17 protein-coding genes are annotated in these 18,322 nt (G+C 72.6%); 13 read left to right on the top strand and 4 right to left on the bottom strand.

Annotated elements, in window-relative coordinates:
• Positions 1 to 110 precede the first annotated feature (110 nt).
• The 3 genes from ACI6PP_RS05905 (at position 111) to ACI6PP_RS05915 (ending at position 4,621) form a co-directional block, all read left to right on the top strand.
• Positions 111 to 2,033, top strand: a complete 1,923-nt coding sequence (locus ACI6PP_RS05905; RefSeq protein ID WP_421109916.1) for a calcium-binding protein — start codon at positions 111 to 113, stop codon at positions 2,031 to 2,033.
• A 113-nt stretch (positions 2,034 to 2,146) separates the two neighbouring features.
• Positions 2,147 to 3,886: a calcium-binding protein gene (locus tag ACI6PP_RS05910; protein WP_421109918.1), complete on the top strand. Its 1,740-nt coding sequence runs from the start codon at positions 2,147 to 2,149 to the stop codon at positions 3,884 to 3,886.
• Positions 3,887 to 3,892: 6 nt separating this feature from the next.
• Entirely contained in the window at positions 3,893 to 4,621 is a 729-nt protein-coding gene (locus ACI6PP_RS05915) for a 3-keto-5-aminohexanoate cleavage protein (protein ID WP_421109920.1), read from the top strand.
• A 19-nt stretch (positions 4,622 to 4,640) separates the two neighbouring features.
• Here ACI6PP_RS05915 and ACI6PP_RS05920 read toward each other — a convergent pair whose 3' ends face one another.
• On the bottom strand, positions 4,641 to 5,261 hold the full coding sequence (locus ACI6PP_RS05920; protein ID WP_421109922.1) for a TetR family transcriptional regulator: 621 nt from the start codon (positions 5,259 to 5,261) through the stop codon (positions 4,641 to 4,643).
• Between the two features lie 89 nt (positions 5,262 to 5,350).
• Between ACI6PP_RS05920 and ACI6PP_RS05925 the strand changes: the two genes are divergently transcribed.
• Positions 5,351 to 6,394, top strand: a complete 1,044-nt coding sequence (locus ACI6PP_RS05925; RefSeq protein ID WP_421109923.1) for an NAD(P)-dependent alcohol dehydrogenase — start codon at positions 5,351 to 5,353, stop codon at positions 6,392 to 6,394.
• On the opposite strand, the gene ACI6PP_RS05930 is transcribed toward ACI6PP_RS05925, so the two are convergent.
• Complete coding sequence (locus ACI6PP_RS05930; RefSeq protein WP_421109925.1) at positions 6,355 to 6,861, bottom strand: amidohydrolase family protein; 507 nt, start codon at positions 6,859 to 6,861, stop codon at positions 6,355 to 6,357. The genes ACI6PP_RS05925 and ACI6PP_RS05930 overlap by 40 nt on opposite strands.
• 920 nt (positions 6,862 to 7,781) lie before the next feature.
• Here ACI6PP_RS05930 and ACI6PP_RS05935 point away from each other — a divergent pair.
• Entirely contained in the window at positions 7,782 to 8,432 is a 651-nt protein-coding gene (locus tag ACI6PP_RS05935; protein ID WP_421109927.1) for a GntR family transcriptional regulator, read from the top strand.
• Positions 8,433 to 8,494: 62 nt separating this feature from the next.
• Complete coding sequence (locus tag ACI6PP_RS05940; protein ID WP_421109929.1) at positions 8,495 to 8,803, top strand: putative quinol monooxygenase; 309 nt, start codon at positions 8,495 to 8,497, stop codon at positions 8,801 to 8,803.
• A 34-nt stretch (positions 8,804 to 8,837) separates the two neighbouring features.
• Here the strand turns inward: ACI6PP_RS05940 and ACI6PP_RS05945 are convergent, their stop codons facing one another.
• Entirely contained in the window at positions 8,838 to 9,854 is a 1,017-nt protein-coding gene (locus ACI6PP_RS05945; RefSeq protein WP_421109931.1) for an alpha/beta fold hydrolase, read from the bottom strand.
• Positions 9,855 to 9,946: 92 nt separating this feature from the next.
• On the opposite strand from ACI6PP_RS05945, the gene ACI6PP_RS05950 reads away from it, so the two are divergent.
• Positions 9,947 to 10,648, top strand: coding sequence for a DUF899 family protein (locus ACI6PP_RS05950; RefSeq protein ID WP_421109933.1), 702 nt, complete (start codon positions 9,947 to 9,949; stop codon positions 10,646 to 10,648).
• Between the two features lie 6 nt (positions 10,649 to 10,654).
• On the opposite strand, the gene ACI6PP_RS05955 is transcribed toward ACI6PP_RS05950, so the two are convergent.
• The gene (locus ACI6PP_RS05955; RefSeq protein WP_421109935.1) at positions 10,655 to 11,470 is read right to left on the bottom strand and encodes a phytanoyl-CoA dioxygenase family protein; all 816 of its coding nucleotides are present in this window, start codon (positions 11,468 to 11,470) and stop codon (positions 10,655 to 10,657) included.
• A gap of 90 nt (positions 11,471 to 11,560) precedes the next feature.
• Here ACI6PP_RS05955 and ACI6PP_RS05960 point away from each other — a divergent pair, with 90 nt between their 5' ends.
• From ACI6PP_RS05960 to ACI6PP_RS05985, 6 genes are all read left to right on the top strand, one after another.
• Positions 11,561 to 12,574 carry a LacI family DNA-binding transcriptional regulator gene (locus ACI6PP_RS05960; RefSeq protein ID WP_421109937.1) on the top strand — a complete coding sequence of 338 codons (1,014 nt, stop codon included), beginning with the start codon at positions 11,561 to 11,563 and terminating at the stop codon, positions 12,572 to 12,574.
• A 73-nt stretch (positions 12,575 to 12,647) separates the two neighbouring features.
• Positions 12,648 to 13,409, top strand: coding sequence for a DeoR/GlpR family DNA-binding transcription regulator (locus tag ACI6PP_RS05965; RefSeq protein WP_421109939.1), 762 nt, complete (start codon positions 12,648 to 12,650; stop codon positions 13,407 to 13,409).
• Between the two features lie 162 nt (positions 13,410 to 13,571).
• Positions 13,572 to 14,669: an ABC transporter substrate-binding protein gene (locus tag ACI6PP_RS05970; RefSeq protein WP_421109940.1), complete on the top strand. Its 1,098-nt coding sequence runs from the start codon at positions 13,572 to 13,574 to the stop codon at positions 14,667 to 14,669.
• 94 nt (positions 14,670 to 14,763) lie between these two features.
• Positions 14,764 to 16,311: a sugar ABC transporter ATP-binding protein gene (locus ACI6PP_RS05975; RefSeq protein ID WP_421109942.1), complete on the top strand. Its 1,548-nt coding sequence runs from the start codon at positions 14,764 to 14,766 to the stop codon at positions 16,309 to 16,311.
• On the top strand, positions 16,304 to 17,281 hold the full coding sequence (locus tag ACI6PP_RS05980; RefSeq protein WP_421109944.1) for an ABC transporter permease: 978 nt from the start codon (positions 16,304 to 16,306) through the stop codon (positions 17,279 to 17,281). Before ACI6PP_RS05975 ends, ACI6PP_RS05980 begins: the two co-directional genes overlap by 8 nt.
• Positions 17,278 to 18,279 (top strand): ABC transporter permease, encoded by a 1,002-nt coding sequence (locus tag ACI6PP_RS05985; protein WP_421109946.1) that lies wholly within the window; start codon positions 17,278 to 17,280, stop codon positions 18,277 to 18,279. Before ACI6PP_RS05980 ends, ACI6PP_RS05985 begins: the two co-directional genes overlap by 4 nt.
• Positions 18,280 to 18,322: the final 43 nt, after the last annotated feature.

Here is an 18,322-nt window from a genome sequence, read left to right on the forward strand (position 1 = left end):
GCGCCGTCGCGCAACCGCGGCGGCACCTCAAGGTCCGGCCGTTCGGTGAACAGCGGCGGGCGCGCTCGTCTAGCCTTCGAACCCGTTGTCCCTCTCGGATCGGAGACCCCGTGCGGGCCCAAGACGCGCAGACGCCCGGCGCCCGCGCCAAGGCGGTGGCCACCGCGCTCCTGAGCGCCGTCACGGGTGGCCTGCTGCTCGTCGCGCTGACTCCCGGACCGGCGCAGGCCGTCACCCGGACGTCCTCGGGCGTGACGTGCACGATCGTGGGGACGAAGGGTCGTGACGTGCTCAAGGGCACGTCCGGGCGCGACGTCATCTGCGGGCGCGGCGGCAACGACGTCATCAACGGCCGCGGTGGCAACGACGTCATCGACGGAGGTGCCGGCAACGACAGGCTCACCGGCTCGACCGGCAATGACGTGCTCGTCGGTGGCGCGGGCAGGGACACGCTCGTCGGGTCGGGCGGCAAGGACCGACTCACCGGCGGGTCCGGCGACGACAGGCTCGTCGGCGGAGCGGGGGACGACGCGCGCCTCGACGGCGGGGCGGGCAACGACACGATCTCCGGCGGAGCGGGCCACGACAGGCTCGACGGCGGCACCGGCACGGACACCGTCGCCGGCGGCAACGGCAACGACGTGGTGGAGGGGGGCGCCGGCACCGACCGCGTCACCGGCGGGGCGGGCGCCGACCAGGGCACCGGCGGCACCGGCAACGACGTCGTCCTGGGCGAGGCCGGTGACGACGACCTGAACGGTGGACAGGGGTCGGACACCGTCGACGGTGGCACCGGCTTCAACCTGTGCGACTCCCCAGGCGACTCCGGCGACCGGCAGATCCGGTGCGCCACCGACACGAGCGCGCCGGTCCTGCAGGACCTGCGCCTGTCGCAGACGACGGTCGACGTCAGCCGCGAGGCCCAGGTCATCCGTGTCCGTGCGCGGGTCACCGACGACACCGGCGTCAAGCGCGTGCAGATCGGGCCCAGCTCAGCCGGTCTGCTGTCGGGCACCGCGCGCGACGGCGTCTGGACCGCGCTGATCCCGGTCCCCCGGTTCATCAAGCCCGGACCGCGCGTCCTCGACGTCTCGATGGGCGACCGGGTCGGCCGCGACTCGTGGGACGCACGTGCGGACGCCTACACGATCGTCAACTCGGTCGTGGACCGCGAGATGCCCGTGGTGCGTTCCCTGAGCCTCGACGCCTCGAAGCTGGACGTGCGCAGCTCCGACAGGTCGATCACCGCCACCGTCCGGGTGACCGACGACCTCGCCGGCCCCGCCGACCCGGTCCTGGTGTGCCCGTCGCACCAGTCCTCGGAGGGATTCGGCCAGGGCGGCGCGTGTGCCTCGATGCAGAAGGTGGCCGGGACGGCGCGCGACTCCACCTGGCGCGGCACCCTCGACGTCCCCAAGGGTGCGCCCAGCGGGACGTGGAACGCGGACGTCTGGATCGACGACGCCGCTGGCAACTTCGCGAACGACTACTGGCTCGGCCCGGACTCGTACGTCGCCAACAAGGCCCTCAGCCCCGACGACGAGCCGCGCTACCGGCCTCTCCCGAACGGCGCGGGCCGATTCACGGTCGTGGGCAGCGCTCGCGACACCCACGCTCCGGTGCTGACCTCGTTGCGGATCACGCCCTCGACCGTCGACACCTCGCGGGGCGCGGTGAGCGTCAGCGTCGACATCGCCGGAAAGGACGTCGAGGGCATCACCGACGCCGGCCTGTTCATCAACGGCTACGCAGGCTGGCCCCACAACCCCAGCTCGGCTGCCAACGTCCAGATCGCCTGGGCAAGCGACTTCGAGCTGGTGAGCGGCACGCGCACCGACGGCGTCTGGCGCAGGACCTTCGTGGTCCCCGGCGGCACACCGAACGGGACCTACTGGATCCAGGCGACGCTCGAGGACCAGGCGCACTTCACGTCGTGGGTCTCCGACGACTCGCCCTGGACGAGCGGCACCCAGCTGCTCACCGACGCCCTCGCGCCCACCGGCACGCACTTCGTCGTGGCGAACTCCGGCTGACGGGCGGGTGCCGCGCGGCAGCGGCGCCTCCTCACGGTCTCTCCGTTCCACGAACAACGGTGGGCGCGCTCCTCTAGCCTTCGAACCCGTCGTCCTCTCGGATCGGAGTCCCTGTGCGGGCCGAACACGTGCAGCCGCCCGGCGTCCGCGCCACGTCAGTGGCCACCGTGCTCCTGAGCGTCGTCACGGGCGGACTGCTGCTCGTGGCGATGGCGCCCGGACCGGCGCAGGCCGTCACCCGGACGTCGTCCGGGGTGACGTGCACGATCGTGGGGACGACGGGTCGGGACGTGCTCAAGGGGACGTCGCGCCGCGACGTCATCTGCGGCCGTGGCGGCAACGACGTCATCAACGGTCGCGGCGGGAACGACGTCATCGACGGTGGTGCCGGCAAGGACAAGGTCACCGGCGGCGCGGGCAACGACACGCTGATCGGTGGGCCGGGTCGTGACCGGCTCGCCGGGTCCGCGGGCAGGGACCGTCTCGCCGGCGGGTCCGGCGGCGACACGCTCGCCGGCGGGACGGGCGACGACCGCGCCGTCGACGGCGGGCCCGGTGACGACGAGCTCAGCGGCGGCGCCGGGTCGGACCACGTCGACGGCGGCCCCGGGTTCAACCTGTGTGACCACCCCAGCGCCGCCGGCGACCGGAAGGTCCGGTGCGCGACGGACAAGAGCGCTCCGGTGGTGCGCGAGCTCCGACTGTCCCGCACCTCGGTCGACGTCAGCTCCGCCGCCCAGCGGATCCGCGTCCGGGTGCGGCTCACCGACGACACCGGCGTGAAGCGGGTGCAGATCGGCCCCACCCACCCGTACCTGGCCTCCGGCACCGCGCGGGACGGCATCTGGACCGCGGTCGTCGTCGTCCCGCGCTACATCAAGCCCGGTGCGCGAGACATCGACATCTCCGTCACCGACCGCGTCGGCCGGCACAGCTCGGTCTCGCGCTTCGGCGCGTACACCGTCCGGAACACGGTGGTCGACCGGGCGATGCCCGTCGTGCGGTCGCTCCGCCTCAGCGCCTCGACGGTCGACGTCCGCAAGGCGGGCACGTCCGTCACCGCCACCGTGCGGGTGACCGACGACCTCGCCGGGGCCAGCTACCTGGCCCTCTGTCCCGCGCACGCCTACCCGACGCAGACGCCGAGCTTCCGACAGGCCGGCGCCTGCGCGTCGATGTCCAGGAAGTCGGGGTCGGCGCGCGACTCGGTCTGGAAGGGCAGGCTGGAGGTCCCCAAGGGCTCGACCGGCGGTACCTGGAACGTCGAGGTCTGGATCGACGACGCGGCGGGCAACTCCGGCAACGACTTCTGGTTCGGGCCGGACGGCTACGCCGCCCTCAGGGAGCACGGCCCCATCACCGAGCCGCGCCACCGGGCGCTGCCAGGCGGTGCCGGACGGTTCACGGTCCGGGGCGCCCCGCACGACACCCACGCCCCGGTGCTGACGTCGTTGCGGATGTCTCCCTCGACCGTCGACACCTCGGACGGCGCCAAGCGCGTCACGGTCGACCTCGCGGGCCGCGACGTCGAGGGCATCACCAGTGTCTGGCTCCACGTCAGCGGTCGCCCCGGCCGGCCCGAGGACCAGGGCTCCACCGACTCCATCGACATCGCCTGGATCGACGAGCTCACCCGCGTGAGCGGCTCGGCCAGGAACGGCGTGTGGCGCGCCACCTTCGTGGTGCCGGGAGGCACCCCGGACGGCCGCTACTGGATCCAGGCATCGCTGCAGGACCGCGGGTACTTCGAGTCGTGGGTGTCCGGCGACTCGGGCTGGACGACCGACAACCACGTCCTCACCCCTGCTCTCGCGCCCACCGGCACGCACTTCGTCGTGGCGAACTCCGGCTGACGACCGGTGCGCTCCTCCCTGCTGCAGGTGGCGCTGAACGGGTCCGCCCTGCACGACCACATGCCACGCTCGCCGGACGAGACCGCCGACGACGCCGCCGCCTCGGTGGAGGCGGGGGCCAACGCGATCCACCTGCACGCGTTCGACGACGACGGCGTCGAGACGTTCGAGGACCGGTACGTGGCGCGCACGCTCCGGGCGGTGCGGCGGCGGTGCCCGGGCGTGCCCGTCAACATGACGACCTTCGCCGAGATCGAGCCCGACCCTGCCCGGCGCCTGGCCCAGATCTCCGCATGGACCGAGCTGCCCGACCTGATCCCCGCCAACCAGGGCGAGCAGGGCGTCGACGACATCGCCGGGCTGCTCGCGTCGCGCGGGGTCGGCATCGAGGCGTGCCTGCTGTCCGTGGACGACGCCCGCGCGTTCGTCGACCGACCCGACCCTGTGCGGTACGAGCGCATCTTCGTCGAGCCGATGGACGAGGACCCGGCGCGTGCGGTCGCCGACGCCGAGCAGATGAACCGCGTCCTCGACGCGGCCGACGTGACCCTCGAGCGCGTGTTCCACGGCGCGGGCACCGCGACGTGGGACGTCCTCCGCTGGGCCGCCGCACGCGGACACGGCCTGCGCGCCGGGCTCGAGGACACCGACCGCCTGCCCGACGGGAGCCGGGCGGGGTCCAACGCCGAGCTCGTCGCCGCCGCCGCCCGAATCCGCGACGACGCGCGCGCCTGACCGGATCGGGCACGGGCGGTCAGCCGGTAGTGGCGTCCGGCCGCACCACCCTGACGACCGACTCCCGCAGCAGCCGGCGGCGTGCGTCGTGCGCGGCGTCGGGCTCGTCGGCGGTGGCCGCGTAGACGTTGCTCACCGGCGACCAGGCCATCGACATCGCGATCACCATCGCCATCACGTCGAACGGGTCGGCTCCCCCGACGACGGCGCCGGCCCGTTGCGCGCTCTCGATCTGGTCGAGCTTGGCGGCGTCGACACGGTCGGCGTCGGGGGTGAGGTGGCCGGTGGGCCGGCGCTCGAGCCGCGCCCAGGTGGCGAGCCGGATGTGGTCGGGGCGCACCAGGTAGTGGTCGTAGAGGCGGACGGCCCAGTCGGCGAGGTCGTGGGCGTCGATCGGCACCGCGTCCATGATCAGCTCGAACGAGCCGAAGAAGACCGCGTCGAACAGGCCGTCCTTGCTGCCGAAGTAGGCGTACAGCTGGGCCTTGTTGGACTGCGCCTCGGCAGCGATCCGGTCGACGCGCGCGCCGGCGATGCCGAACCGCGCGAACTCGGCGGTGGCGGCGTCGATGATCCGCGCCCGGGTGGCCTCGCCCTTGGGCGTCAGGGAGCGGGTCTCGGCGTCGGTCGACGGAGTCATGCCACGACGATACCTACTGGTTGGTTTGCTTTCGCGGAGCGGCGCGCCTAGATTGCAAACCAACCAGTCAGTCTATTTTGGGAGCGACCATGCGGACCACCCCCGCCTACCGGGCCGAGCAGCCCGGCGACCACCTCACCCTCGGCACCATCGAGCGCCGCGACCTCCGCGCCGACGACGTCGCCGTCCGCGTCACGTACTGCGGGGTCTGCCACACCGACCTGCACTCCCTGCGCGGCACCGACCTCGACACGTTCCCGGTCGTGCCCGGCCACGAGTTCGTCGGCGAGGTCGTCGCCGTCGGCGCCGACGTCGAGCGCTTCGCCGTCGGCGACCCGGTGGCCGTGGGCAACATCGTCGACTCCTGCGGCACCTGCGCGATGTGCCGCGCAGGCCAGGAGAACTACTGCGCCGAGTTCCCGACCCTCACCTACGGCGGGCGCGACCGCGTCGACGGGACTCCGACGCTCGGTGCCTACTCCGCCGAGTACGTGGTGCGCGAGGGCTTCGTCTACCACCGCCCCACCAGCCTCGACCCCGCCGGCGTCGCGCCGCTGATGTGCGCCGGGATCACGGTCTGGGAGCCGCTGCGGCGCTGGCAGGTGGGTCCGGGCAGCCGGGTCGGCGTCGTCGGCATCGGTGGCCTCGGCCACCTGGCCGTCAAGCTGGCCGCCGCCCTCGGCGCCGAGGTCACCGTGTTCACCACCTCGGCGAGCAAGGTCGACGACGCCCGCCGCCTCGGCGCCGCCCGCGTCGTCGTCTCGACCGACGCCGAGCAGATGGACCAGGCGAGCCAGAGCCTCGACCTCGTGGTCGACACCGTCGCGGTCGAGCACGACCTCGAGCCCTACCTGGCCGCGGTCGACCTCGACGGGACCCTGTGCTCGGTCGGTCACCTCGGTCCGGCGTCGGTCCAGACGATGGCGCTGCTCGTGGGCCGCAAGTCGCTGAGCTCGTCGGGCAGCGGCGGGCGCCCGCACACCCAGGAGCTGCTCGACTTCTGCGGTGAGCACGGCATCACCGCCGACGTCGAGGTGGTCGCGTCCGGCGACGTCGGCGTCGCGCTCGACCGCCTCGCCCGCAACGACGTGCGCTACCGGTTCGTGCTCGACATGGCCGACATGGCGTCCTGACGCACGACCTCACCCTGGGCGATGACGACGGACAGCTGCTCCAGCGCGGTCGCGTCCGAGAACGGATCGGCGTCGGCGACGACGACGTCGGCCTGGAAGCCCCGGCGGAGACGGCCCACGCGGTCGGACCACCTGAGCAGGCGGGCCGCGTTGGTGGTGGTGGCGCGCAGTGCGGCGAGGTGGGGCAGGCCCGCCTCGACGAGGAGGCGGAACTCGGTGCCGATGGGGTCGACGTCCGTGCCGAAGGAGTCCGTGCCGGCGACCACCGTGACCCCGCGCTCGTGCGCCGCGCGAACCGCTGCCTGGAGCACGGGGGTGTACTCGCGCCCGCGGGCGGCCAGGACGGGATCGGGCGAGCCCGCGAGCCCGGTGACGGCCGCCATCGTGGGGGTGAAGAACGTGCCGCGGCGTCGCATCTGGTCGAGGGTGGACTCGCCCACGTAGACGCCGTGCTCGATGCTGCGCACCCCCGGCGCGCACGGCGCCGTCGATGCCGGCCTCGCTGTACGCGTGGCACAGCACGTCGGCCGGCCCGGCCGCGGAGACGACTGCCGCGATCTGCTCCCGGTCGTAGACGAGCTCGGTGGGATCCTGCTCGGCGAGGCCGGCGCGGGGGTTGGCACGTGTCTTGACGACGTCGACGCCGCGCGACCGGTTCACCCGGGTCAGGTAGCGCAGGTCGCTCGCCGAGCGCACACCGCCCCGGAGGGCGGCGAGGGGTGCCAGGTCGGGGTCGGCGAGCACCGTGTCGCCGAGGTCGGGGCTGACGAACACGCCCGCCGCACGCATCCGCGGCGCCCGGCCCGGAGCCCACGTCGCGAGCGGGCGCAGCGCGACGTCCTGGTAGAAGTTCGACGAACCGCTGCGCACCGTCGTGGCACCGGCTCGCAGCACGGCGGCCGCGTCGGCCAGCGCGTTGACGTGCACGTGGGCGTCGACCAGCCCGGGCAGCACCCACCGGCCCGAGGCCGAGATGGTGCGCGCGCTCGCCTGGACCGAGCGCACCGCCCGGCGGGTGGCGTCGCGCGTCCCCGACGCCAGCACCGTGCCGCGCGCCAGCACCACGACGGCGTCCTCGACCACGTCACCGGTGAGCGGGTCGACCATCGTGCCGCCGTCGATGACGATCGGGTCGGGAACAGGCGGCTCGCCCCGGCGGCGGGGAGGTGCGTCCCGCGTGCTCGGCGAGGCGGACGCAGCACCGCCGCCCAGGAGCCCGCTCCCGGCCACGCCGGCCAGGATCCCGGCGACGCCCAGGACGCTCCTGCGGCTCGGTACGGTGGGCGGGGTCTCGTTCGAGGCTTCGTGGTCGTGCAGGCACATCTCGGGCTCCTCGATTTTGGTATACCAGGACGGTAGGTCACTGCGCAGGAGGGAGCAAGACCCTGTGACGACGGGTTCTGCGCGCGACGAGGCGCTGGAGCGCATCCGCGACCTCGTGATCGACGGCGAGCTGAGGCCCGGCGACCGGCTGGTGGAACGCCAGCTGGCCGACCGTCTCGGCGTCTCACGCGTCCCGGTCCGCGAGGCGCTGCAGCAGCTCGCCCACGAGGGGTTCGCCGAGGAGCGGCCGACGCGCGGCATGGTGGTCCGTGCGCTCGACGCCGAAGACACCGAGACGCTGTTCGCGGTGCGAGCCGCCCTCGAGGACCTCGTGTGCGACCGCATCGTCCTCACTGCCGACGACGGCGACCTGGCACACCTCGCCGAGCTGGTCGAGCAGGCCCGGGCCTGCCTGGACTCCGACGACCGGGCGCGGGCGATCGCGCTCAACGCCGCGTTCCACCCCGCCCTGGTCGAGGCGGCCCGCAGCGACGTTCTCGGCGCGGTGATGGGGCCCGTCGCAGGGCGGATGCGCTGGCTGCTGAGCCAGCACGACGACCCGGCGTCGATGGTCACCGACCACGCCGCCATCGTCGAAGCCCTGCGACGACGTGACGCACCAGCCGCACGGCACCTCTGCCGCGACCACCTCGCCAGCAGCCGCGCCGCCCTTCGCAGAGCCGGCGACGCTGCCGAGGACTCGACGGCCCACTAGGTTCGGGCCGGTGGGCCACCGCCCACCCCACCGACAGGAGCAGACCGTTGATCCTCATCACCGTGAAGACGAAGGTGAAGCCCGGCATGGCCGACGACTACCTCGCGGCCAACCGCCCCTTCCTCGAGGCGACGCGCCAGGAGCCGGGCAACAAGTGGTTCGAGCAGTACCGCAGCGTGGACGACCCCGACACCATCCTCACCACCGAGGCCTTCGACGACGCCGCGGCCGGCGAGGCGCACGTCAACTCCGAGCACTTCCAGGCGTTCCTGGAGGACCCGAAGACCAAGCCGTTCGTCGCCCAAGCGCCCGACATCATCTACGTCGACATCCCCGACCGCGACGGCTGGGACACGATGTCGGAGTTCTGAGACCCGTTCAGCGGTCGACGAGGGTCGCGACCGGTCAGGCCGTGTGCGGGCGGACGTGCTCGAGCAGCGTGAGGAGGAAGTGCCCGGGCTCCTCGTACATCGCGAGGTGGGCCGAGTGCTCGAACCACTCGACCACGCACGACACGTCCATCGCGTCGAGCCACGGCCCGACCAGCTCGGGCGGCGTCATGCGGTCGTGGCGACCGAGCACCTGGACCATCGGCACCGGGAAGGACGTGACGTCGCCGAGGTCGACGTCGAGCAGCCTGGAGGCCACGGCGTCCGCGCTGAAGCGGTTGCCGGCGTCGGCCGACTCGATCTCGGCGTCGGAGTGGTCGGGCGCCAGGACGTAGCCGCGGCCGTAGTAGTCGCCGTGGTCGCGGTGGGCGGCGAACCCGCCGAGCCTCTGCACCCAGCGACGCTCGGCGTACAGCTTCTCGACGAAGGTGTCGCGGTCACCCGGGTAGGGCAGCAGGTCGTCCAGGCCCGCGGCCGCCTCGTCGTCGCCGACCGCCTCGGCCTGTCGCCGGGCCCACCTCCAGCTCGCCCGCTCCCCCTCGGGCATCGAGACCACCTGCCCGACCCCCACGTAGACGCTGACGAGATCGGGACGAGCGAGCGTCGCCCGCGTCGCCACGACGCTCCCCCAGCTGTGACCGAGCAGGGCGACCTCGGCGACGCCGAGGTGGTCGGTCAGCCACTCCAGCAGCTCGACGAGGTCGTCGACGAACCGGTCGATGGTCAGGGTGGGGCGCACCTGCTCGGGGTCGGTCAGGGCGTGCGACCGGCCGGCGCCGCGCTGGTCGTGGTGGACGACGGTGAAGTACTCCTCCACCGGGCGCTGCCACATCCACGACGTGCCCGAGAGCGGCGACCCCGGGCCTCCGTGCACCAGCACCAGCACGGGCAGGTCCGGTCGACGTCCGCGGATCGTGACCACCTGCGGCACACCGCCCAGCACGACGGTGTGCGTCTCGTCCAGGCTGCCGGGCCCGACGACGCGGTGGTAGTCGGCCGTCACCGTCCGCGGGTCGAGGGCGTCGTCGGGCATGGCGACAGGGTAGGAGCCGAGCCGACGTCCCGCCGCCACCTCGGGAGGTCGACCCCTGGCCCCGACCTCGCCCGACGTCCTATCGTCGGCCCATGGCCGTCGCGAAACCGTCCGTCGTCACTGCCGCCGAGTGGCAGGCCGAGCTGGCCGTCCTCGCCGAGCAGGAACAGGCCGTCGCCGCCCAGATCGGCGCGCTCGCCGCGGCGCGCAAGCGCATGCCGATGGTGCGCGTGGAGGGCGACTACCGCTTCGAGGGGCCGGACGGGGAGGTGTCGCTCGTCGACCTGTTCGAGGGGCGCACGCAGCTGATCCTCTACCGCTTCTTCTTCGAGGAGGGCGTCGGCGGGTGGCCCGACGCCGGCTGCGTCGGCTGCTCGTCGTGGGCCGACGGGGTGGCCCAACTGGGCCTGCTGCACGCCCGCGACATCACCGTCGCGATGGCCTCGCCCGCGTCCCAGCCGCAGCTGCGGGCCTACGCCGAGCGCATGGGCTGGACCGACATCCCCTGGTACACGATCGGGACCGAGTCGTTCACCGAGGACTTCGGCGCCACCGACTGGTTCGCGCTCAACGTCTTCCTGCGCGACGGCGACGACGTCTACCGCACGTACTACCTGCAGAACGGGCCGATGGTGAGCAACATCGGCACCATCACCAGCCTGATGTCGCTCACCCCCTACGGCGGTCAGATCGAGTACGAGGACGTCCCCGAGGGGTGGCCTCAGGCACCGACGTCGTACTGGATGCGCCGGCACGACGAGTTCGACGAGCCGGCACCGTCCGCCCGCGGCTGACCCCCGTCAGGCCTCGCCCATCACCAGGCCCTCGATCGTGTGCTTCTGCGTGATCGGGGTCAGCTCGTCGACGACGGGGCAGGCCAGGTGGTCGCGGACGGTCGCCGGCAGGCCGTCCCAGAACGCGCGGGTGACCGCGAGGTCGTGGTGCTCGGCGTTGCCGCCGGTCGGACCGTCGACGCCCAGGACCAGGACGGGTCGCGGCTTCTGGGAGTGGTTCGTCGTGCCGCGGTGGATGGTGAGCGCGGACCGTGCGGAGATGTCGCCCATCTGCGGGTACTTGCGCACCGCGCGGCCCTCGTACCGGTCGTAGAGGTCCTTGGGCGGGAACATGTCGGCCTTGAAGCTGGGGTCGTCGTCCCAGTGGGTGCCGGGGGCGATCTCGAACGGACCCATGTCCTCCTCGGTGTCGACCGTGGTGACGTTGAAGGCGAGCGACGTGAGCCGCCGGTCGGCACGCGTCTCCTCCGGCATCGGGAAGTCGCGGTGCCACGGCTGGTTCACCGCTCCGGCGAGCGGCACGTCGAAGCCCACCTCGACGACGGTCCACTCCGGTCCGAGCACCGACTCGCACGCCGCCTGCACCCACGGGTGCGCCACCAGGTCGGTGAAGCCGCGCAGCGCCTCGGGGTGGATCTCGACGTAGTAGCGGTTCGGGCCCCGCCCGACGGCTCCGCCCTCGCGTCCACGTGCCTCCACGAACGCGGCGTCGACGTCCTCGGCCAGCTGCTGCACCCACTCCCGGCTGAAGGCGCCCTTGCGGCCGATGATGCCGTCGGTGTGGATCGTCCGCGCGATCTCGGCCGTGTCGATGGTGTCCATGTCGTTCCTCTCGCCGGTGTGGTGCTCCGAGTTTGCAACGTTGCAAACATCCGCGCAACCACCTCGGCCGATCGATGAGACGGTAGGGCCATGAGCGTCAACCTCCGGACGGTGGCCGAGCACGCCGGCGTCTCCGTGCGCACGGTCTCGAACGTCGTCAACGGGTACACCCACGTTTCCGCGGCCATGCGCGAGCGGGTGCAGCGCTCGATCGACGAGCTGGGCTACCGGCCGAACGTCGCAGCACGCACGCTGCGCAGCGGGCGGACGGGCGTGATCGGCCTCGTCGTCCCCGAGGTGCACTCTCCGTACTTCGGCGAGCTCGCGTCGGCGGTGGTCCGGCTGGCCGCCGAGCGCGGATGGATGGTGCACATCGACCAGACCGAGGGCGACGCAGAGCGCGAGCGCCGGCTCGTCGAGGGATCGTCGAGCCGCCTGGTCGACGGCCTCGTCGTCAGCCCGTGGGCCCTCGGTGCGGCCGACCTGACGGCCCGTCCCGACGACGCGGTGCCGCTGGTGATGCTCGGTGAGCGCGACGGCGCCGGGCTGGTCGACCACGTCGCCATCGACAACGTCGGCGCCGCGCGGGAGGCCACCGCGCACCTGGTCGCGACCGGACGTCGGCGGATCGCCGCGGTCGGCCTGCAGCCGCACCTGGCCAATGACACCGCCCGCCTGCGCCTCGCGGGCTTCACCGAGGCGATGCAGGCGGCCGGCCTCACACCGGCGGCCACCGTGGAGGTCCGGGCGCTGCACCGCGCGGACGGGGCCGCCGCCGTCGCAGGGCTGCTGGAGGGGAGCTCCGGGGCGCCCGACGCCGTGTTCTGCTTCACCGACGAGCTCGCCCTGGGCGTCGCGCGCGCCCTGGCCGACCGCGGGCTGACGGTGCCGGACGACGTCGCCCTGGTGGGGTTCGACGACGTCGAGGACGGCCGGTACGCGGTCCCGTCCCTGACGACGGTCTCGCCCGACAAGCAGGCCATCGCCGCCGCGAGCCTGCAGTGCCTGGACGACCGCCTGGCCGACGCGTCGACGCCCGTGCGCGACGTCGTGGTGGGCCACCGCCTGCTCGTCCGCGAGAGCAGCGCGCCCGTCGCGACCTGACCCCGGCTCGGCGGCGTCGCCCCGGTTGCCGCGAACGATCGTTTTTGATCGGTTCGGGCGGTACGGTGCGTGCATGTTCGCCACCGAGCGCCGTCGTCTCATCGTCGATCTCGTGCGCACGAGCGGCGCGATCTCCATTCGCGACCTGGCCGACCAGGTCAGCACGAGCGAGGTCACCGTGCGCCGCGACCTGCAGAAGCTCGCCGACGAGGGCGTGCTGGAGCGACGCCACGGAGGCGCCGTCGCGGTGGGCGAGCAACGGCACGAGCCGAGCTACGCCGAGAAGACGACGGTGGCCGCCGCGGAGAAACGGGCGATCGCCCGACGTGCCGCCGAGCGCGTCCGCGACGGCGAGGCGATCGTCCTCGGCGCCGGCACCACGACGATGGCCCTGGCCCAGGAGCTGCGCGACCGGCAGGACCTCACCGTGATGACCAACTCGGTGCTGGTGGCCCAGGTGTTCGCCGACTGCCCCCAGATCGACGTGGTCCTGACCGGCGGGATGCTCCGCGGGTCGATCTTCGCGCTGGTCGGCAGCGTCGCCGAGCGGTCGCTCGACGGCATGCACGCCGATCACACGTTCCTGTCGGGCAACGGCCTCACCGCCGACAAGGGCCTGTCCACCCCGAATCAGATGGTCGCCGGCATCGACCGCGCGCTCGCCGCCGCGGGCCGCGAGGTCGTGGTGCTCGCCGACCACACCAAGGTCGGCGTCAACTCGGTGGTGCAGACGGTGCCCGCGTCGCGCATCGACCACCTCGTGACCGACCCCGCCGCCGACCCCGACGTGCTCGCGGCACTGGCCGGTCTCGGCATCGTCGTCACCACGACCTGACCGTCCGCCGCCCCGTCGCCGGTGCTCGACGACGTCACGATCTGATCACTTCCAGGTCGTCCGATGAACCCCATTGACACCTTCTGACCGTTTGTGGATGAATGCGTAGTGACCCGGCTCACAACCCGGGACCGCACCCTCCACACCCGGAAGCTGGTTCCCATGTCCGTCCTGTCCCGTCTCCCCCGTCCTGCGGCCGCCTGCGCGGTCGCCGCGATCACCGTCTCCGTCGCCCTGGCGGGCTGCGCCAAGTCCGAGGACGACGGCGCGAGCAGCTCCTCGGGCTCGGCCGACTCCTCGGCCGGCGCCCAGGTCGTCAAGCCGGCCGCCACCGAGGGCCCGCAGTGCACGCTCGAGACCTACGGCGCCAAGAAGATCGCGCTGAAGGACGCCACCGTCGGGTTCTCGCAGTCCGAGAAGGAGGACAACCCCTTCCGCATCGCCGAGACCGAGTCGATCGAGTCGGCGGCCAAGGACGCGGGCGTCAGGAAGTTCATCAAGACCAACGCCCAGACCCAGCTGTCCAAGCAGATCTCCGACATCCAGGACCTGCTCGCGCAGGGCGCGAACGTCCTCATCGTCGCGCCGCTGAACTCCGACGGCCTGGAGCCCGCGCTCGCCGCGGCCAAGGCCAAGGGCGTCCCGGTGCTGACGGTCGACCGCAAGCTCAACGCCGCCGCGTGCTCGGACTACGTCGCCTTCCTCGGCTCGGACTTCACCGAGCAGGGCAAGCGCGCGGCCGACGCGATGATCGAGGCCACCGGCGGCAAGGGCAAGGTCGCCGTGCTGCTGGGCTCGTCGGGCAACAACGTCACCACCGAGCGCACGAAGGGGTTCGTGGACCAGGTCAAGGCCGAGGCGCCCGACCTGGAGATCGTCGCCCAGCAGACCGGCGACTTCGCCCGCGACAAGGGCCAGCAGGTCACCGAGCAGCTGCTGCAGTCGAACTCCGACCTCACCGCCATCTACGCCGAGAACGACGAGATGGGCCTCGGCGCCCTGGCCGCCATCCGCGGCGCCGGCAAGACGCCGGGCAAGGACGTCAAGATCGTCTCCATCGACGGCACGCGCAACGCCGTGCAGGAGATCGTCAAGGGCGACTACAACGGCGTGATCGAGTCCAACCCCCGCTTCGGGCCCCTGGCGTTCCAGACCCTGGAGACGTTCCTGTCGGGCAAGCCGGTCAGCGACGAGGTCGTCATCGAGGACCGCGACTACACCCCCGACAACGCCAAGTCCGAGCTCGACTCGGCGTTCTGACGGTCACGTCACCCCAGTCCCCCGCCGGCGGACCGTGCGCGTCCGCCGGCGGGCGCCATCTCCTTCCTCCCTCCCCCTCCGAGAGGTGCTCGCCGTGAGCGTCACCCCCGTGCTCCGCGCCCGGTCCGTGGTCAAGCGCTTCAAGGGCGTCACCGCCCTGGCAGGCGTCGACTTCGACCTGGCGCCCGGCTCCGCCCACGCGCTCGTGGGCGAGAACGGCGCCGGCAAGTCCACGCTGATCAAGGTGCTCACCGGTGTGCACCAGCCCGACGAGGGCGGCGTCGAGGTCGACGGCGAGCCGGTGACGTTCGCGCGTCCGTCCGACGCGCAGCAGGCCGGCGTCAGCACCATCTACCAGGAGGTCAACCTGGTGCCGCTGATGTCGGCGGCCCGCAACGTCTTCCTCGGCCGAGAGCCCCGCAACCGGGTGGGCCTCGTCGACTTCGGGCAGATGAACGCCCGTGCCGCCGAGATCCTCCACGGCTACGGGGTCGACGTCGACGTCCGTCGGCCGCTGCGCACCCTGGGGCTCGGCGCGCAGCAGATGGTCGCGCTCGCGCGGGCCGTCAGCGTGGACGCCCGCGTCGTGATCATGGACGAGCCCACCTCGTCGCTCGAGGCGCGCGAGGTCGCCACCTTGTTCTCGGTGATCGAGCGTCTGCGCGCCGACGGCATCGCGATCGTCTACGTCAGCCACCGGATGGACGAGCTGTACGAGGTCTGCGAGCAGGTCACCGTGCTCCGCGACGGCTCGGTCGTGCACACCGGTGAGCTCGCCGACCTCCCCCGCCTCGACCTCGTGTCGATGATGCTCGGGCGCTCGGTGCAGGACGTCCGGTCCGAGGGCGTCACCGAATTCGGCGGCGACCACACCACCGACGACGCGCCCGTGCTCGTGGCCGACCACCTCACCCGCCAGCACCAGATCGACGACGTCGCCCTGCAGGTGCGTCCGGGCGAGGTGCTCGGCCTCGGCGGTCTGCTCGGTGCCGGCCGCACCGAGACGCTCAAGGCGCTGTCCGGGGCCACACCGGTCGACGGCGGCACCGTCACCGTCGACGGACGCACGGTGCGGCCCGGGTCGGTGGCCGCGGCGATCCGCGCCGGCATCGTCATGCTCCCCGAGGACCGCAAGTCCGAGGGCATCATCCCGGGGCTGTCGGTCCGGGAGAACATCGTGCTCGCGGCGCTCCCCCGCCTCTCGCGGGCCGGCGTCACCTCGCGGCGCCGTCAAGACGCCATCGTCGAGGTGATGATGACGCGGCTGCGGATCAAGGCCTCGAGCCCCGAGCAGCCCGTCTCGGAGCTGTCCGGGGGCAACCAGCAGAAGGTGATGATCGCCCGCTGGCTGGCCATGAGCCCTAAGGTGCTGCTGCTCGACGAGCCCACCCGCGGCATCGACGTGGGCGCCAAGGCCGAGGTCCAGGCCCTCGTCGACGAGCTCGCGGCCGAGGGTCTGGCGATCGTCCTGGTGTCCTCCGAGCTCGACGAGATCGTCGAGGGCGCCGACCGCCTGCTCGTGCTCCGCGACGGCGGGGTCGTCGCCGAGCTGCGCGGCGACGACGTCAACCAGGACGCCCTGATGGGGGCGCTCGCCAGCGCCCCCGCCGCCACCGCGACAGAGGAGGCCGTCCGTGGCTGAGTCGACGATCACCGTCCCCGACACCGGCAGCGGCCGTGGCGCCTCGGTGTGGGGCGCGCTGCGCGACTACGGGGTCTACGCGGCGCTCGGCGTCGTCCTGCTGGGCAACCTGGCGTTCACGCACGACTTCTTCGCCGTCGACAACCTGCGCATCCAGCTCGTGCAGGTGGTGCCGGTGCTGCTGGTGGCGCTGGGCATGGCGCTGGTGATCGGCACCGAGGGCATCGACCTGTCGGTCGGCGCCGTGATGGCGCTCGCGGCCGCGGCCCTGCCCCTGTACCTCGGGTACGGGTTCTGGGTCGCGATCGTCGTCGCGCTCGCGCTCGGCGCCGTGGTCGGTGTGGTCAACGGCGGGATCATCGCCTACGTCGGCGTGCAGCCCATCGTGGCGACCCTGGCGCTCATGGTGGCCGGGCGCGGCATCGCCCTGGTGATCTCCGACGAGCAGCTCAAGTCGGTCACCAACCCGACCCTCCTCGACCTCGGCACCGCCTCGGTGCTGGGCGTCCCGGTCATCGTGCTGCTGGCCGCGGTGCTGGCGGTGGCGGTGGGGCTGCTGGTCGCCCGCACCACGTTCGGACGCCAGCTGGTGGCCGTCGGCGGCAACCGGCGCGCGGCCGAGCTGTCCGGCCTGCCGGTCAAGCGGGTGCTCGTCTCGGTCTACGTGATCTGTGCGCTGCTCGCCACGGTGGCCGGCGTCGTGGGCGTGGCCCGCTCCGGCGCCAGCGTCCCGTCGACGCTCGGGAACCTGATCGAGCTCTCGGCGATCACGGCCGTCGTCGTGGGCGGCACCCCGCTCAGCGGCGGCCAGGTGCGCATCGTCGGCACCGTCGCCGGCGCCCTGCTCCTGCAGCTGATCGACGCGACGCTCATCGTCCACGACGTCCCCGACTCCTACTCCCAGATCGTGCAGGCCGCGATCATCGTGGCCGCGGTGCTCCTCCAGCGACGACAGGCGGTGTCGCGATGACCACGACCGTGCAGCCCCCGGCGACCACGAACGGCGCTCCCGCGCAGCCACGCGGCGAGCGGGTGGCCCAGCTCGTCCAGGAGCAGGGCGCCGTCGTCGTCCTCGTCGTGCTCCTCGTCGTCGGTGCCTTCGCGTTCGACACCTTCGCGACGGCCGACAACCTCACCAACATCGCGGTGCAGGGCTCCTTCCTCGCAATCGTGGCCCTCGGCATGACGTTCGTCATCCTCACCGGAGGCATCGACCTGTCGGTCGGCTCGGTGTTCGCGCTCGGCGGCGTGCTCGCGGCCTACGGCTCCCAGCACGGCGTCCTGGTCGGTCTGCTGCTGCCGGTCGTGGTGTGCGGGGCCATCGGCGCGCTGCAGGGCGCGCTGATCGCCTACGGCCAGATGGCGCCGTTCATCGTCACGCTCGCCGGCCTGCTCGGCGCCCGCGGCCTGGTCTTCGCGATCACCGACGAGGGCAACACCACGCCGCGCGTCGAGTCGACGGCGCTGGTGAGCCTCGGCCAGGACGGACCGCTCGGCCTGACCTGGTCGGTCTGGATCATGCTCGTGCTCTTCGGCCTCGGGGCCCTGGTGCTGCAGCGCACCGGCACCGGGCAGGGCGTGCTGGCCGTCGGCGGCAGCGAGAGCGCGTCACGCCTGATGGGGCTGCCCGTCGCCCGGGTCAAGCTCACCGTGTACGTCGCGTCCGGCCTGCTGGCCGGTCTGGCCGGCGCGCTGAACGCCGCACGATCGTCGTCGGGCGTCACCACCGTCGGCGTCGGGCTCGAGCTGGAGGCGATCTCGGCCGTCGTCATCGGCGGCACGCTGCTCACCGGGGGCCGCGGCGGCGTGTTCGGCACGCTCGCCGGCGTGTTCCTGCTCGGCGTGATCCAGAACTTCATCAACCAGGTCGGCACGCTCACCTCCTCCTACCAGTCCGTGGTCAGCGGACTGTTCCTGCTGGTCGTGGTCGTGCTCCAGACCGTGCTCGCCCGCACCCAACGCCTCTAGCCGACGCCGAGCAGACAAGGAGCAGACCACCGGCACCCGACGC

This window comes from Solicola agrisoli (assembly GCF_049059935.1).
Taxonomy (GTDB): Bacteria; Actinomycetota; Actinomycetes; order Propionibacteriales; family Nocardioidaceae; genus JAURVT01.

Bases quoted from the DNA above. Each gene is read 5' to 3' on its own strand.
- ACI6PP_RS05950 (WP_421109933.1), top strand. From the start codon at position 9,947: ATGGCCGTCGCGAAACCGTCCGTCGTCACTGCCGCCGAGTGGCAGGCC.
- ACI6PP_RS05920 (WP_421109922.1), bottom strand. From the start codon at position 5,261: ATGACTCCGTCGACCGACGCCGAGACCCGCTCCCTGACGCCCAAGGGC.
- ACI6PP_RS05960 (WP_421109937.1), top strand. From the start codon at position 11,561: ATGAGCGTCAACCTCCGGACGGTGGCCGAGCACGCCGGCGTCTCCGTG.
- ACI6PP_RS05925 (WP_421109923.1), top strand. From the start codon at position 5,351: ATGCGGACCACCCCCGCCTACCGGGCCGAGCAGCCCGGCGACCACCTC.
- ACI6PP_RS05970 (WP_421109940.1), top strand. From the start codon at position 13,572: ATGTCCGTCCTGTCCCGTCTCCCCCGTCCTGCGGCCGCCTGCGCGGTC.
- ACI6PP_RS05985 (WP_421109946.1), top strand. From the start codon at position 17,278: ATGACCACGACCGTGCAGCCCCCGGCGACCACGAACGGCGCTCCCGCG.
- ACI6PP_RS05955 (WP_421109935.1), bottom strand. From the start codon at position 11,470: ATGGACACCATCGACACGGCCGAGATCGCGCGGACGATCCACACCGAC.
- ACI6PP_RS05945 (WP_421109931.1), bottom strand. From the start codon at position 9,854: ATGCCCGACGACGCCCTCGACCCGCGGACGGTGACGGCCGACTACCAC.
- ACI6PP_RS05965 (WP_421109939.1), top strand. From the start codon at position 12,648: ATGTTCGCCACCGAGCGCCGTCGTCTCATCGTCGATCTCGTGCGCACG.